This is a genomic window from Blastococcus sp. CT_GayMR16 (assembly GCF_004570875.1).
GTDB lineage: Bacteria > Actinomycetota > Actinomycetes > Mycobacteriales > Geodermatophilaceae > Blastococcus_B.
Window position 1 is genome coordinate 20206 of sequence record NZ_SPQK01000011.1, and the last position, 15427, is coordinate 35632.

Here is a 15427-nt window from a genome sequence, read left to right on the forward strand (position 1 = left end):
ACTGGCGGCGGCCCGTGGTGGCGCAGTGCCGTCGTCTACGAGGTCTACCTGCGCAGCTTCGCCGACTCCGACGGCGACGGGCTCGGCGACATCGGTGGGCTGCGCCGGGAGCTTCCGTACCTGGCCGACCTGGGGGTCGACGCGCTGTGGATCACCCCGTGGTACCCGTCGCCGATGGCCGACGGCGGCTACGACGTCAGCGACTACTGCGACATCGACGCCCGCTTCGGCACCCTCGCGGACGCCGACGCCCTGATCGCCGATGCCCACGGGCTCGGGCTGCGGGTGGTCATCGACCTGGTCGCGAACCACACCTCGAGCGAGCACCCGTGGTTCACCGCCGCGCTGGCCGCGGCCCCGGGGTCGCCGGAGCGGGACCGCTACTTCTTCCGCGACGGCCGGAGCGGGGGCGAGGAGCCGCCCAACGACTGGATCAGCGCCTTCGGCGGCTCGGCGTGGACCCGCGTCAGTGAGCCCGACGGCCGGCCGGGGCAGTGGTACCTGCACCTGTTCGCCCCGGAGCAGCCCGACCTGGACTGGGATCAGTCCGCCGTGCGTGAGGCGTTCGACGCCGTCCTGCGGTTCTGGCTCGACCGGGGCGTCGACGGGCTGCGGGTCGACGCGGCACCGGCGATGGCGAAGCAGCCCGGCCTGCCCGACGCCGGTCACGTGCCGGGCGCGCGCTTCGAGTCGCGCACCTGGGTCGGCAACCCGCACTGGGACGTCGACGGCGTCCACGACATCCTCCGGCGCTGGCGGGCCATCGGGGACGGCTACGACGGTGACCGGCTGTTCGTCACTGAGGCCGTCGTCCGCGATCCCGAGCGGCTGAGCCGCTACGTGCGCCCGGACGAGATGCACACGAGCTTCAACTTCGACTATCTCACGGCGCCGTGGGAGCCGCGCCGGCTGCGGACGGTCATCGACGAGAGCATCGCTGCGCTCGACCGGGTCGGCGCCCCACCGACCTGGGTGCTGTCGAGCCACGACGAGACCCGGCACGTGACCCGGTTCGGCCGGGCCGACAGCTCGGCGGCCACGATGGGCTTCGACACCGGCCGACCGCCGGCCGACCTCGACCTCGGGCTCCGCCGTGCCCGCGCGGCGGCGCTCCTCACCCTCGCCCTGCCCGGCTCGGCCTACCTCTACCAGGGGGAGGAGCTGGGGCTGCCCGAGGTGGAGGACCTCCCGGATGAGGCACTGCAGGACCCCACCTGGGAACGGTCCGGCCACACCGCCCGCGGCCGCGACGGATGCCGCGTGCCCCTGCCTTGGTCGGGCGACACCACGCCGTTCGGGTTCACGACGGAGGGGATCGCGCCGTGGCTCCCGCAACCGACGAGCTGGGCCGCGCTGACCGTCGCCGCCCAGGGCGCAGATCCGGCGTCCACCCTCTCGCTGTACCGCGCTGCCCTGCGTCTCCGGCGGAGCGTTCCGGCGCTGCACGCGGAGCCGCTCTCCTGGGTCTCCTCCGACGACGACGTCCTGGCGTTCGACCGCGGGCCGGCCTTCCGGTGCGTGGTGAACCTGTCCGACCGATCGATCGACCTGGGTGGTCAGGATCGGGTGCTGCTGGCCAGCGGACCGTGCTCCGGGAGCCTCCCGCCGGACACCGCCGCCTGGCTGTCGAGCCCCGGGGAAGAATGAACCGGCGGCTATCGTCGTCGGCAGCAGCGGCCGCCGGCCGCCGGCCCGAGCCGAGGAGCCCGTTCTGTCCGAGCAGTCCGAACCGGCGGAGAACTCCGCCCCCGTCCCGGGGCGCCGGCCACGGACCCGCCTCCTGCTGGTCCTCGCCGGCGCGGTGCTGCTCACCGACCTGGTCACCAAGCTCGTCGTGGTGGCCACCATCGAGCCGGGTGAGGACATCCGGCTCCTCAATGGTGCCCTCTACCTGACCCAGCTCCGCAACGTGGGGGCCGCCTTCTCCTTCGCCGAGGGCTGGACGATCCTCTTCAGCCTCGTCGCCGTCGCCGTGGCCGCGATCATCGTGCGGACGGCGCGGCGGCTGTACTCCACCGGCTGGGCGGTCACCCTCGGGCTGGTCCTCGGCGGCGCGCTCGGCAACCTGATCGACCGGATCTTCCGCGACCCCGGCTTCCTGCGCGGGGGAGTGGTGGACTTCGTGTCCGTCTTCGGCCCCGACGGCAGCGTCTGGCCGGTGTTCAACGCCGCCGACTCCGCGATCGTGTGCGGCGGCATCCTGGGTGCCCTGCTGGCGCTGCGCGGCATCGAGTTCGACGGTTCGCGCGCGAAGGACGAGGCGGCGGCCGACGCCGCCTGAACGGTCCCGGGCCGGGAGCACGTCACAATGGACGGCGTGACGAGTTCCGCGGGCCTGCACCGTGCCCTTCCGGTGCCCGACGGGCTCGAGGGGCAGCGCGTCGACCAGGCACTCGCCCGGCTGTTCGGGCTGTCCCGCACCGCCGCGGCCGAGGTAGCCGACGCCGGGGGCGTGGTCGTCGACGGGCGGTCCCGCGGCAAGGGTGACCGGCTCACCGCCGGCAGCTGGCTCGAGGTCGAGCTGCCCCCGCCGCCGGGGGAGCCGGTCGCACCGCGCCCGGTCGAGGGCATGACGATCCTGTACGACGACGACGACATCGTCGTCGTGGACAAGCCGGTGGGAGTGGCCGCCCACCCGAGCCCCGGCTGGGACGGGCCGACCGTCATCGGCGGTCTGGCCGCAGCCGGCTACCGCATCTCCACGTCCGGCGCGGCCGAGCGGCAGGGCGTCGTCCACCGGCTCGACGCCGCCACGACCGGGGTGATGGTCGTGGCGAAGAGCGAGCGCGCGTACACCTCCCTGAAGGCGGCGTTCAAGGAGCGCACGGTGGCCAAGGGCTACCACGCGCTCGTGCAGGGCCACCCCGATCCGTCGCGCGGCACCATCGATGCTCCCATCGACCGGCACCCGAAGCACGACTGGCGCTTCGCCGTCGTCAGCGGGGGCCGCCCCTCGGTCACCCACTACCAGGTGATCGAGGCGTTCCCGGCGGCGAGCCTGGTCGACATCCAGCTCGAGACCGGGCGCACCCACCAGATCCGGGTGCACTTCTCCGCACTGCGCCATCCCTGCGTCGGCGACATCACCTACGGCGCGGATCCCACGCTGGCCGCCCGCCTCGGCGTCGAGCGGCAGTGGCTGCACGCCGTCAAGCTTGGGTTCCCGCACCCCGCGGACGGCCGCCTCGTGGAGTTCACCAGCGAGTACCCGCCCGACCTCGCCGGCGCGCTGGCCGTGCTGCGCGCCGAGACCTGACCCCCGGCTGTGAGCGGACTGCCGGGCTCACTCGCCGACTTCGGCCCCGCTGCCCTGGCGGCGGTCGTCGTCGCGGGCTACCTGGTCGTCGGCGAGCCCCTGGTCGGTCACGTGCTGCACCGCCGCTTCGAGGGACGGCTGCGCACCGACCCCGGTGCCCGGCGCTCCTTCTACGTGCGGCTGCTCATCCTGGAATGGGGGCTGTCCCTGCTCGCCCTCGTGGTCTGGCTGTCGGCTCCCGGCGTGGACGCCGGCCAGGTCGGCCTGCGCTGGCCCCAGGAGTGGCCGGGCCCGGTCACCGGACTCGTCGTGCTGCTCGTGCTGGCGTTCGTCGTCGTCTCGACCCGCGCCCTGCGCGGCGGGGCGCTCCTGGAGGCCGCCGAGCCGGTGCGCAAGGCGGGGGAGGGGCGGCACGCCGAGCCGGCCGCGCACGCCACGCTCGCGCTGCTGCCGCGCACCGCGCGGGAGCGGCGGCTGTTCACGGTGGTCGGGGTCACCGCCGGCGTCTGCGAGGAATGGCTGTACCGCGGGTTCTTCCTGGCCGTCGTGGCGGCCGTGGCCGGCGGGCTGCCCACCGGGCTGCTCGTCGTCGTCGCGGCGGTGGCCTTCGGCCTGGCCCACGCCTATCAGGGGTGGGTCGGGATCGTGACCACCGGTCTGCTCGGTGGCGTGATGGCCGCGCTGTACCTGCAGACGGGGTCGCTGCTGCTGCCGGTCCTCCTGCACGCTGCCATCGACCTGCGCTTCCTCCTCGTGCCGTCCCGGGTGCTCCCGACAGGGCGGGCGGCGGTCGCGTGAGCGGGCCCACGGCGGGCGTCGCCGGGCCCGCCGACCGGGCCGGGATCGCCGCCCTGCGCACCCGCGTCTTCGTCGAGGAGCAGGGCGTCCCGCCCGAGATCGAGCAGGACGCCGCGGACGACGAGGCGCTGCACGTGCTCAGCCGCGACGAGACCGGCGCCGTCGTCGCCACGGGGAGGCTGCTCGTGCGCGGGAGCTCTGCCGGCATCGGCCGGATGGCCGCCGATGCCGCGGTGCGCGGCCGCGGGTACGGCACGGCCGTCCTCGCCGAACTGCATCGGCAGGCGGTGCTGCACGGCGTGACCGAGGTCGAGCTGCACGCCCAGGTGAGCGCGCGGGGCTTCTACGAGCGGGCCGGGTACACCGCCGTCGGCGAGGAGTACCAGGAGGCGGGGATCGCCCACGTCACGATGCGGCGCCGGCTGTGACCGGCCTCCTGCAGGGGCCCGCCGCGAGCGTGCGAGTGGTGGGGGGCAGGGGGTCCCTACTGTGAGAAGACACGTCCTGTCAGACCCCCGGAGTACACCTTCGGCAATGCGAGGATCGACCCACCGGACCGCGTCTTCCCCGCCGGTCGCCTGCTGGAGCATCCCTCTGCCGGGCACGCACGACCACTGAGGAGCACGACCACCCGTGAGCGAGCTTGCGAGCGAACGAGACAGCACAGCAGCCCCGCGAACGGGCCCGACGAGCGCTAGCGAGGAGTGTTCGTGAGCAGCCCGTCCGATTCGTTCGTTCACCTGCATGTACACACCGAGTACTCGATGCTGGACGGCGCGGCCAAGCTGCCCGAGGTGACGGCGGCGGCCGCGGCCGCGGGCATGCCGGCCCTGGCGATGACCGACCACGGCAACGTCTTCGGTGCCTACGACTTCTACAAGCAGGCCACGAAGGCCGGGGTCAAGCCGATCATCGGCATGGAGGGCTACTACACGCCGGGCTCGCGGTTCGACCGCGCCCCGTTCGACTTCGGCGACAAGCTCCTCGACGAGGAGGGTGACGGCGGGAACAACCGCGGCAAGGCCGCCTACACCCACATGACGCTGCTCGCCCGGACGACGGAGGGCATGCACAACCTCTTCCGGATCTCCTCGCTGGCCAGCCTCGAGGGCCAGTACCGCAAGCCGCGGTTCGACCGCGACCTGCTGGAGCGGTACGGCACGGGCCTCATCGCCACGACCGGCTGCCCCTCGGGCGAGGTCAACATGTGGCTGCGCGCCGGCAAGGAGGACCGCGCCCGCCAGGCGGCGGCGGACTTCCAGGACATCTTCGGCAAGGAGAACTTCTACGCCGAGGTGATGGACCACGGCCTGTCCATCGAGAAGAAGACCAAGCCGGCGCTGCTCGCGATCGCCAAGGACCTCGGCATCCCGCTCCTGGGCACCAACGACCTGCACTACACGCACAAGGAGGACGCGCAGGCCCACGACGCGCTCCTGTGCATCCAGACCGGCTCCCGGCTCAACGAGACCAACCGCTTCCGCTTCAACGGCGACGGCTACTACCTGAAGAGCTCGGCGGAGATGCGCGCGTTGTTCGCCGACATGCCCGAGGCGTGCGACAACACCCTGCTCGTCGCCGAGCAGTGCGAGGTGACGTTCACCGAGGGCGCCGACCTCATGCCCCGGTTCCCGCTGCCCGAGGGGGAGGACGAGACCTCCTGGTTCGTGAAGGAGGTCGAGCGCGGGCTGCACAAGCGCTGGCCGACCGGCATCCCCGATCACGTCCGCAAGCAGGCCGACTACGAGGTCGGGATCATCACGCAGATGGGCTTCCCGGGGTACTTCCTCGTGGTCGCCGACTTCATCAACTGGGCGAAGGACCAGGGCATCCGGGTCGGCCCCGGCCGTGGCTCGGCCGCCGGTTCGCTCGCGGCCTACGCGATGGGCATCACCGACCTCGACCCGCTGGCCCACGGCCTGATCTTCGAGCGGTTCCTCAACCCCGAGCGCGTCTCCATGCCCGACGTCGACATCGACTTCGACGACCGCCGCCGCGGCGAGGTCATCCGGTACGTGTCGGAGAAGTACGGCGAGGAGCGGGTCAGCCAGATCGTCACGTACGGGACGATCAAGGCCAAGGCCGCCATCAAGGACGCCGCCCGCGTGCTCGACCGCCCCTACTCGGTGGGCGACGAGCTGACCAAGCTCATGCCGCCGGGCGTCATGGGCAAGGACATCCCGCTGTCGGGGATCTTCGACCCGACCCACGAGCGGTACAAGGAGGCCTCGGAGTTCCGGGCCCGCTACGAGTCCGACCCGGGCGCCGCCGAGGTCATCGACCAGGCGCGCAAGCTCGAGGGCCTCAAGCGGCAGTGGGGCGTGCACGCGGCCGGCGTCATCATCGGCCGGCACCCGCTGATCGACAGCGTGCCGATCATGCGTCGGGAGTCCGACGGCGCGGTGATCACGCAGTTCGACTACCCGACCTGCGAGACGCTCGGCCTGCTCAAGATGGACTTCCTGGGCCTGCGCAACCTGACCGTGATCGACGACGCGCTGCGCAACATCGTCATCAACGGCAAGGACGCCATCGACCTCGACGAGATCAGCAAGGACCTCACCGATCCGGCCACCTACGACCTGCTGGCCCGCGGCGAGACCCTCGGCGTCTTCCAGTTCGACGGCGGTCCGATGCGGTCGCTGCTGCGCCTGATGCGGCCGGACAACTTCGAGGACATCTCGGCGGTCGGCGCGCTCTACCGGCCGGGCCCCATGGGCGCGAACTCGCACACCAACTACGCCCTGCGCAAGAACGGCCAGCAGGAGGTCACCCCGATCCACCCGGAGCTGGCCGAGCCACTGGAGGAGATCCTCGGGCAGACCTACGGCCTGATCGTCTACCAGGAGCAGGTCATGTCGATCGCGCAGAAGGTCGCCGGGTACTCCCTCGGCAAGGCCGACCTGCTGCGCCGCGCGATGGGCAAGAAGAAGAAGTCGGTCCTGGACGCCGAGTACGTCGGGTTCGAGGCCGGCATGAAGGCGAACGGCTTCTCCCCGGCGGCGGTCAAGACGCTGTGGGACATCCTCGTGCCCTTCGCCGACTACGCCTTCAACAAGGCGCACTCGGCCGCCTACGGACTGATCTCCTACTGGACGGCGTACCTCAAGGCCAACTTCCCGGCCGAGTACATGGCTGCCCTGCTCACCAGTGTGGGCGACGACAAGGACAAGCGGCCGGTCTACCTGGCCGAGTGCCGCCGGATGGGCATCAAGGTGCTCCCGCCGGACGTCAACGAGTCCTCGGCCGACTTCACCGCCGTCGGCACCGACATCCGCTTCGGTCTGGCGTCGGTGCGCAACGTCGGCCACAACGTGGTCGAGGCGATCGCCCGGGCCCGCGAGGAGCAGGGCGCGTTCAAGGACTTCGCGGACTTCCTCCGCAAGATCGACGCGGTGGCCTGCAACAAGAAGGTCGTCGAGAGCCTCTGCAAGGCCGGCGCCTTCGACTCCCTCGGGCACTCGCGCCAAGGCCTGGTCGCCGTCCACGCGAACGCCGTCGACATGGCGATGAGCCTCAAGCGCAAGGAGGCCGAGGGCCAGTTCGACCTGTTCGGCGGCTTCGGTGGCGGTGTCGGGGAGGATGGCGAGGCCGACGACCCGTTCGGCGGGGCGATGGACATCGCCATCCCCACGGCCGACTGGTCGAAGTCCGAACGCCTGGTCTTCGAGCGCGACATGCTCGGGCTCTACGTGTCCGACCACCCGCTGCACGGCGTCGAGCACGTGCTCGCGTCGCACGCCGACACCCCGATCGCCGAGATCAACGCCGGCGGTGTCGAGGACGGCGCGAACGTCACCGTCGCCGGCATCCTCACCGCGGTCGGCCCGCGGACCAACAAGCAGGGCGCACCCTGGGCCATCGCGACACTGGAGGACCTGGAGTCCGGCATCGAGGTGCTGCTCTTCCCGAAGACGTGGGCCGAGTACTCCGACAAGGTGGTCCGCGACCAGATCGTGGCCATCAAGGGCCGGATCAGCCGGCGGGACGACCAGCCGTCGATCTTCGCCTCGGAGGTGAGCGTCCCCGAGCTCACGGAGGGTCCGCGCGGCCCGGTCCTGGTGTCGATGCCCGCCGCCCGCTGCACGCCCCCGGTCGTGGAGCGGCTGCGCGAGGTACTCGGCAGTCACCCCGGAACCACCGAGGTGCAGCTGAAGCTCGTCAACGGCAGCCGCGAGACCGTGCTGCGCCTCGACCAGGGCCTGCGGGTCCGGCCCAGCACCGCGCTGATGGGCGACATCAAGGCGCTGCTCGGCCCCACCAGCGTGGCGCTCCTCTGAGCCCCGACGCCGGCGGGGCGGGAACGAGGTTCACTGGTGGCGTGAGTCCTTCCCCCGCGGCCGACGACCCCATGCCCGACGGTGACCCGGACCAGTCGGCCGCGTGCGCCTACTGGCGTGGGTGGCCGGAGGTCCGGGCGGACCTGCGCAGCTCGGTGGGGCTGGTGCTCGTCCTCGCGCTCGCCGGGCTGATCGCTGGGCTGCTGTGGTGGTGGCTGGCGCCGCGGGCCGACTTCCGGATCACCGATGCAGGCCCCGTGGCGATCGGCGACCCGTCGGAGGAGCTGCTCGTCGCCGACGACGCCGTCCTCGCGCTGATCCTCACCGCCTTCGGGCTCGCAGCCGGGGCGGCCGCGTGGTTCCTGCGCCGGCGGCGGGGCGTGGCCACCGTTCTCGCCCTGGCCGTCGGTGGTTCGGCGATGGCGGCCGTCGCCTGGCAGCTGGGCGAGCTCCTCGGCCCCGGCCCGAACCAGGCGCAGCTGTCCGACCTCGGCGCGGTCGTGACCACCTCGTTGACCCTCGGCTCGCTCCCCGCACTGGCTCTCGCGCCGTTCGCCGCCCTGCTCGCCTACCTCGTGCCCGTCGTCGCCGTGCACCGCGACGACCTGGGCCGGACGCCGGCCCCGACCCGAACCGTCGAGTCGTCACCCGGGGCCACTCCGGGGGAGCTCGACGACCGTCCGCTCGAGAACGCGCCGCCCGGGCGGCCCTCGGTCTGACCGGCGCTACCGTGCGCCCGTGGCCCCGGACGATGCGCTCGTCGCGAATGAACTGGTGCAGGTGTTGGTCGGTCAGCCGTTCACGCAGTTGCGCGTGCGCGTCGGCGACGCGCAGCTGCTCTTCGCCGGCGAACTGCTCGTCTCGTTGGAAGCACCGGCTCGGGTCGGCGATGCCGGCGTGGCCGGCGTGATCACGTACGGGCTCGACGGGCTCTCCCTGCTCGTACCTCTGCTCGGGGGCGACGTGACCGAGGCCGCCGTGAGCGATCGTGGCGAGCTGGCCGTGACCATCGGTGGGACGACCGTGCGCTGTGCCGGTACCCCCGACTACGAGGCGTGGACGTTCAACGCACCTACGGGCGAGCTGGTCGTGTGCACGCCGGGAGGCTTGGCCATCTGGGGCCCTCGGTAGGAGAGCGGCTCAGTTGACCGTCATCGGTGCGGCGAACTGCCGCAGCGGGGCGGGCACCGCGCCGAGGGTCTGCAACAGGGTCAGCTCCCGGCGCAGCAGCCGGGACTCGGCGGCCAGCCGGCGCCGCGTCGCGGACTCGGCCAGCAGCGCCTGACGGTCCTCGGTGGTGAGCAGGGCGCTCGACGCCACCAGGTAGGACAGTGCCGTCGGGTCGCCGGTCACCGCGTGCAGCAGCACGGCTGTCTCCGCGTCGACGGCAGGCTCCCCGCCGCCTCCCGAGCCCAGGTCCGCCACCTCGGCCACGTACCGGGTGAACAGGTCGCGGACGTTGCGCGAGAGGACGCCCATCGAGCCGCGCGCGACGGAGGCGACGACGTCGTCCAGATCCGCCGCTGCCACGCTCGGCACCACGAGCCCGCCCGGACCGACGATGCCGTCGTGGTCGCCGGCGGCCTCCTCGGCGGACTCCTCGTCGGCCAGCCACTCCACCTCGGCCTGCAGGTAGGGCGGCTCCTCGCCGATCACGACGTCGAGCAGCCGGAAGCGCTCGCCGCCGACGGTCACGATCCGGAAGCCGCCGTCCTTCTGGGGACGCACGGCCTGGACGCGCGCGGTGCAGCCGATGTCGTAGAGGGCCTCGGCGGGGGCGACCTGCTCGACCTCCCAGCCCTGGCGGATCGCGACGACACCGAAGAACCGCCGGTCACCTGCCTCCGGCAGGGCCAGCAGGTCGTGCATCAGTCGGCGGTAGCGCGGCTCGAAGATCTGCAGCGGCAGGACCACGCCGGGGAACAGGGGCGTCCCGAGCGGGAACAGCGGGATCAGCTCGCCCATCCCGCGAGACTACGGGGGCCGTCCGGTGGCTGCCGCGCCCTGGCTACCCTGGAGATTCGCCGTCGCCATACCGGAGGTGCCCGTGCTCGCCCGCATCGACCTGCGTGGATCCGCGCTGCCGGGGGCCCGAGAGCTCGCCGGGCTGTTGCCGCGGGCCGGTACCGACATCGACTCGGTCATGGCCACCGTCCGCCCGCTGTGCGAGGACGTCCGCATCCGTGGCGCGCAGGCGGTCCGGGAGATCACCGCCCGGCTGGACGGCGTCGACTCCGCCGACTTCGCCGTGCCGCAGGAGGCGCTGGACCGGGCGCTCGCCGAGTGCGACCCCGCACTGCGCGCGGCGCTCGAGGAGACGATCACCCGGGTCCGCACGGTGCACGCCGACCAGCGGCGCACCGACGTCACCACCCAGGTCGTCCGCGGCGGCACCGTAACCGAGCGCTGGCTGCCCGTGCGACGGGTCGGGCTCTATGTCCCGGGCGGTCTGGCGCCGCTGCTGTCCAGCGTGGTCATGAACGTCGTCCCCGCCCAGATCGCCGGCGTGGAGTCGATCGCCGTCGCCTCCCCGCCCCAGCGCGACCACGGCGGCCTGCCCGACCCGGGCGTCCTCGCCGCGTGCGCGCTGCTGGGCGTCACCGAGGTCTACGCCGTCGGCGGGGCGCAGGCCATCGCGGTCTTCGGCTACGGCGCCGGTTCCTGCGAGCCGGTCGACATGGTCACCGGCCCGGGCAACGTCTACGTGACGGCGGCCAAGCGGCTCCTGCGCGGCATGATCGGCATCGACTCCGAGGCCGGCCCGACCGAGGTCGCGATCCTCGCCGACGACACCGCCGACCCCGCGCACGTCGCCGCCGACCTGATCAGCCAGGCCGAGCACGACCCGCTGGCCGGCGCCGTCCTGGTCACCACGAGCGTGGAACTGGCCGACGCCGTCCTCGACCTGGTGCCCGGGCAGGTCGCGGCCACCAAGCACTCCGACCGGATCACCACGGCGCTCAACGGCACCCAGTCGGGCATCGTGCTGGTCGACGACCTCGACACCGGGCTGCGCGTCGTCGACGCCTACGCCGCCGAGCACCTGGAGATCCAGACCCGGGATGCCCGCGAGGTCGCGGCACGCGTCCGCAACGCCGGGGCGATCTTCGTCGGTGCGTGGTCGCCGGTGTCGCTGGGCGACTACTGCGCCGGTTCCAACCACGTCCTGCCCACCGGCGGCTGCGCACGGCACTCCAGCGGGCTGTCGGTGCAGTCGTTCCTGCGCGGGATCCACGTCGTGGAGTACGACCAGCAGGCCCTGGCCGACGTCGCGGGCCACATCGACGCCCTCGCCGGCGCCGAGGACCTGCCCGCCCACGCAGCCGCCGTCCGGGTGCGACAGCGCTGATGGCGTCACTCGACCAGCTCCCGCTGCGGCCGGAGCTGCGGGGGCGCACGCCGTACGGGGCGCCCCAGCTGCCCGCCGCCTACCGGCTGAACACGAACGAGAACCCCTACCCGCTGCCGGCCGAACTGCTCGCCGACCTCGCGGAGGCGCTCGGGCACGCGGCCGTGGAGCTCAACCGCTACCCGGACCGCGACGCCGTCGCGCTGCGCACCGACCTGGCCACCTACCTCACGCGCACCAGCGGCGAGGCCGTCGAGCCGGACCAGGTCTGGGCGGCGAACGGCTCGAACGAGGTGCTGCAGCAGGTCCTGCAGGCCTTCGGGGGAGCGGACCGGACGGCGCTCGGCTTCACGCCGTCCTACTCGATGCACCCGATCATCTCCGCCGGCACGGGCACCGCCTGGGTCGACGGGCACCGTCGGCCCGACTTCACCATCGACCCCGAGGCGGCTGTGGCGCAGCTGCGCCAGGTCCGCCCGGACGTCGTCTTCGTCACGAGCCCGAACAACCCGACGGGCACGGCCGTGGCGCTTGAGACGGTCACGGCCCTCTACGACGCAACGTCGTACGGCCAGGGGCGCGCCGGTGTCCTCGTCGTCGACGAGGCGTACGAGGAGTTCGCCCGCGCCGGCACGCCATCGGCGCTCACCCTCCTGCCCGGCCGGCCACGGCTGATCGTCAGTCGCACGATGAGCAAGGCGTTCGGGATGGCGGGGCTGCGGCTGGGCTACCTGGCCGCGGACCCCGCCGTCGTCGACGCGCTGCAGCTGGTGCGGCTGCCGTACCACCTCAGCTCGCTCACCCAGGCCGCCGCCCGCACCGCGCTGGCCCACACCGACGTGCTGCTGGCGACGGTCGACGCCGTCAAGGCCCAGCGCGACCGGATCGTGGCCGCGCTGCCCGCGATGGGCCTCACCAGCGTGCCGAGCGACGCCAACTTCGTGCTGTTCGGGCACTTCACCGACGCGCCCGCCGCCTGGCAGGCGCTGCTCGACCGCGGGGTCCTGGTCCGCGACGTCGGCCTGCCCGGGTGGCTGCGGGTCACCGCCGGGACGGCCGAGGAGACCGACGCGTTCCTCACCGCCCTGGGTGAGGTCGCGGCGGAGATGTCCGCGGATGGGGGAGGATTCACAGCATGAGCCGTACTGCACGCGTCGAGCGCGCGACCAGCGAGACCAAGCTGGTCGTGGAGCTGAACCTCGACGGCACCGGATCCAGTTCGATCAGCACGGGCGTGGGCTTCTACGACCACATGCTGACCGCGCTCTCCAAGCACAGCGGCATCGACATCTCCGTGCAGGCCGACGGCGACCTGCACATCGACGCGCACCACACGGTGGAGGACGTCGCGATCGCACTGGGGCAGGCGTTCGCCGAGGCGCTCGGCGACAAGCGCGGCATCACCCGCTACGGCGACGCCACCATCCCGATGGACGAAGTGCTCGCCCAGGCCGCCGTCGACCTCTCCGGCCGGCCGTACTTCGTCCACTCCGAGCCCGAGAACATGACGCCGATGATCGGGCCGGACTACCCGACGAGCCTCACCAAGCACGTGCTCGAGTCCTTCGCGTTCAACGCGCGGATCAGCCTGCACGTTCGGGTGCTCTACGCCGGTCGCGATGCCCACCACATCGTCGAGGGCCAGTTCAAGGCCCTGGCGCGGGCGCTGCGCCAGGCGGTCGCGATCGACCCGCGCGTCACCGACGTTCCCTCCACCAAGGGCGCCCTGTAACTGTCGTGGACTTCGGCCTGATCCTGCTCGTCCTGGGCGGCTTCCTGCTCGGCGGTGCCTGGAGCATCTGGCGCTCCGACGACGACTCGAAGGGGCGCACCGGTCCGCAGGTGGCGTTCGCCGTCGTCCTGCTGATCTCGGCCCTGCTCGCCAGCGCGTCGGGCATCCTGCGCCTGGTATGAGGAACGCCTCGGGGGAGCGCTTCCTCGAGATCGTGACCGCCGACCCCACGGTGCGGGCGATCCTCGAGCGGGCTCCGTCCCTCGGCGCGGGCGACTGGTGGCTGACCGCCGGGATCCTCTTCCAGACGGTGTGGAACAGCCTGACCGGACGACCGGCGGGCACCGGCATCCGGGACGCCGACTTCTTCTACTTCGACGAGGACACGTCCTGGGACGCCGAGGACGCCGTCATCCGCGCCGGCGCCGAGTTGTTCGCCGATCTGCAGGTGCCGGTGGAGATCCGCAACGAGGCGCGGGTGCACCTCTGGTACGCCGACCGGTTCGGCATCCCGGCGCCGCCCTTCCGGGACTGCGCCGACGCCATCGACTCGTTCGCCGCGGTCTGCTGCTGCTACGGCGTGACCGTCGGCGGCGGCGGCGAGCCCAGGGTCTACGCGCCGCACGGCTACGACGACCTGTTCGCGATGGTCGTGCGCCCCAACCGGCGGCTGGCCCCGCAGCACGTCTACGAGACCAAGGCGCAGCGGTGGCAGCAGACCTGGCCCGAACTCACGGTGCTGCCCTGGGAGCACCGCGAAGACCCGTGATCACGCGCTGAGCAGGTAGGGGTGCAGGACGATCTCGGTGCCGTCGGGCCGCCAGGTGCGCCATCGGCCGTCGGGTTGTCGCTCCACCCGGAAGCCGTGGTGGACCTTGGTGTGGTGGCTCTCGCAGAGCAGCGCGCTGTTGTCGAGGGTGGTCTCGCCGCCGTCGATCCAGTGCAGGAGGTGGTGGACGTCGCACCAGTAGCTGGGGGCCAGGCAGCCGGCGAAGACGCAGTGCCGGTCGCGGGTCTCGGTGGCCCGCCGGAGATGGGGCGGGACGACCCGGTGGCTGCGGCCCATCTCCAGCGGCTGGCTCTCCGGGCCGATGACCACGCGCGTGACGTTCCCGTCGCAGGCCAGCCAGCGGGCCCGGCCGGCGGAGATGCGGGCACCGAAGCCGGTCTGAGCCGCGCCGGGACCGGCGTGCGGGTCGACCAGGTCTGCCAGCGGGATGGTCACGATGACGTGGGGCTTGACCGTGCGCAGGATCGGCAGGTGGCCGGCGGCGAGGGTGTTGTCGGCCCATTGCACGAAGGCGTCGCCGAGCTGCTGCGAGCGGTTGCGGATGTCGCCGGCCGGCCGGCTGGCCTGCAGCATCGACTCCAGCGCGGCCTGCACCTTCTCCCCGCCAATTGCGTCGAGCTCGAAGCGGCCGGTGACGCTGCCGTCGGGGTGCCTGGCGAGGGTGAGTGACCGCATCTCGGTGGGGTCGGGTTCGGGTCCGTCAGGATCCAGCCGCACCAGGTAGTGGTGCACCACCTGGGCCAGCTCGCGGTGCGGGCGGGTGCTCGCCGTCTCGGCCAGCAGAACGTCGACCGCGACGAGGTCGACGTCCTGCTCGGTGGCCGCGGCCCGGTGCTCGTCGCGGGCGACCGGGGCGATGACGGCGACCTGCTCGGCGGTGACCCGGCCGGCGGCGAACGCGGCGGCCACGGCCGGCAGGTGCTCCAACGCCCGCCCGGTGCGGACCACCCGGTGCGCGGCGGCCGGCGACAGGCGAGCGTGCCCGCGCAGCCAGGACTGCATCGTCGTCGGCCCGTCGTGCTCCGCGGCCTGGGTGAGCTCCCCCTCCCGCACCGCGCGGGCGACCTGGCCGTCCAGCCGGTTCTGCGCGCGGAGCAGCCGACCCGCGCGATCCAGCACCTGCGGCCCGAACATCGACCGGGTGTCCTCGACGGCCAGCCGGTCCAGGGCGGCCTCGAGGTCCGCGAGGGCGTCACCTGGACGGTCGAACACATGTACGAAG

At 72.6% G+C, this 15427-nt stretch carries 15 protein-coding genes; 13 read left to right on the forward strand and 2 right to left on the reverse strand.

Annotated elements, in window-relative coordinates; all coding sequences use genetic code 11:
- The first annotated feature begins 48 nt into the window (after positions 1-48).
- The 8 genes from E4P38_RS12960 (at position 49) to E4P38_RS12995 (ending at position 9465) form a co-directional block, all read left to right on the forward strand.
- Positions 49-1647: a glycoside hydrolase family 13 protein gene (locus E4P38_RS12960; protein ID WP_348633794.1), complete on the forward strand. Its 1599-nt coding sequence runs from the start codon at positions 49-51 to the stop codon at positions 1645-1647.
- On the forward strand, positions 1553-2281 hold the full coding sequence (gene lspA / locus E4P38_RS12965; protein WP_280791080.1) for a signal peptidase II: 729 nt from the start codon (positions 1553-1555) through the stop codon (positions 2279-2281). The genes E4P38_RS12960 and lspA overlap by 95 nt, the downstream gene beginning before the upstream one ends.
- A 27-nt stretch (positions 2282-2308) precedes the next feature.
- Positions 2309-3256 (forward strand): RluA family pseudouridine synthase, encoded by a 948-nt coding sequence (locus tag E4P38_RS12970; protein ID WP_135132234.1) that lies wholly within the window; start codon positions 2309-2311, stop codon positions 3254-3256.
- Between the two features lie 9 nt (positions 3257-3265).
- The gene (locus E4P38_RS12975) at positions 3266-4054 is read left to right on the forward strand and encodes a CPBP family intramembrane glutamic endopeptidase (RefSeq protein ID WP_135132235.1); all 789 of its coding nucleotides are present in this window, start codon (positions 3266-3268) and stop codon (positions 4052-4054) included.
- Entirely contained in the window at positions 4051-4482 is a 432-nt protein-coding gene (locus E4P38_RS12980; protein WP_135132236.1) for a GNAT family N-acetyltransferase, read from the forward strand. The genes E4P38_RS12975 and E4P38_RS12980 overlap by 4 nt, the downstream gene beginning before the upstream one ends.
- Before the next feature lie 282 nt (positions 4483-4764).
- Positions 4765-8334: a DNA polymerase III subunit alpha gene (dnaE, locus tag E4P38_RS12985; RefSeq protein ID WP_135132237.1), complete on the forward strand. Its 3570-nt coding sequence runs from the start codon at positions 4765-4767 to the stop codon at positions 8332-8334.
- A 41-nt stretch (positions 8335-8375) separates the two neighbouring features.
- A complete protein-coding gene (locus E4P38_RS12990; RefSeq protein WP_135132238.1) occupies positions 8376-9053 on the forward strand; it encodes a DUF2567 domain-containing protein in 678 nt (225 codons plus the stop codon).
- Positions 9054-9072: 19 nt separating this feature from the next.
- The gene (locus E4P38_RS12995; protein WP_135132239.1) at positions 9073-9465 is read left to right on the forward strand and encodes a DUF6188 family protein; all 393 of its coding nucleotides are present in this window, start codon (positions 9073-9075) and stop codon (positions 9463-9465) included.
- A 9-nt stretch (positions 9466-9474) separates the two neighbouring features.
- On the opposite strand, the gene E4P38_RS13000 is transcribed toward E4P38_RS12995, so the two are convergent.
- Positions 9475-10299: an LON peptidase substrate-binding domain-containing protein gene (locus tag E4P38_RS13000; RefSeq protein WP_135132240.1), complete on the reverse strand. Its 825-nt coding sequence runs from the start codon at positions 10297-10299 to the stop codon at positions 9475-9477.
- Positions 10300-10381: 82 nt separating this feature from the next.
- On the opposite strand from E4P38_RS13000, the gene hisD reads away from it, so the two are divergent.
- From hisD to E4P38_RS13020, 5 genes are read left to right on the forward strand one after another with little or no spacing between them, the layout of a single operon-like run.
- On the forward strand, positions 10382-11683 hold the full coding sequence (gene hisD / locus E4P38_RS13005) for a histidinol dehydrogenase (protein WP_135132241.1): 1302 nt from the start codon (positions 10382-10384) through the stop codon (positions 11681-11683).
- Complete coding sequence (locus tag E4P38_RS13010) at positions 11683-12822, forward strand: histidinol-phosphate transaminase (protein ID WP_135132242.1); 1140 nt, start codon at positions 11683-11685, stop codon at positions 12820-12822. The genes hisD and E4P38_RS13010 overlap by 1 nt, the downstream gene beginning before the upstream one ends.
- Positions 12819-13415 (forward strand): imidazoleglycerol-phosphate dehydratase HisB, encoded by a 597-nt coding sequence (hisB, locus tag E4P38_RS13015; RefSeq protein WP_135132243.1) that lies wholly within the window; start codon positions 12819-12821, stop codon positions 13413-13415. The genes E4P38_RS13010 and hisB overlap by 4 nt, the downstream gene beginning before the upstream one ends.
- Before the next feature lie 5 nt (positions 13416-13420).
- The gene (locus E4P38_RS22925) at positions 13421-13597 is read left to right on the forward strand and encodes a hypothetical protein (protein ID WP_167760548.1); all 177 of its coding nucleotides are present in this window, start codon (positions 13421-13423) and stop codon (positions 13595-13597) included.
- On the forward strand, positions 13594-14184 hold the full coding sequence (locus E4P38_RS13020) for a nucleotidyltransferase family protein (protein ID WP_135132244.1): 591 nt from the start codon (positions 13594-13596) through the stop codon (positions 14182-14184). Before E4P38_RS22925 ends, E4P38_RS13020 begins: the two co-directional genes overlap by 4 nt.
- Here E4P38_RS13020 and E4P38_RS13025 read toward each other — a convergent pair whose 3' ends face one another.
- Positions 14185-15417 (reverse strand): DUF222 domain-containing protein, encoded by a 1233-nt coding sequence (locus E4P38_RS13025; protein ID WP_348633793.1) that lies wholly within the window; start codon positions 15415-15417, stop codon positions 14185-14187.
- Positions 15418-15427 lie beyond the last annotated feature (10 nt).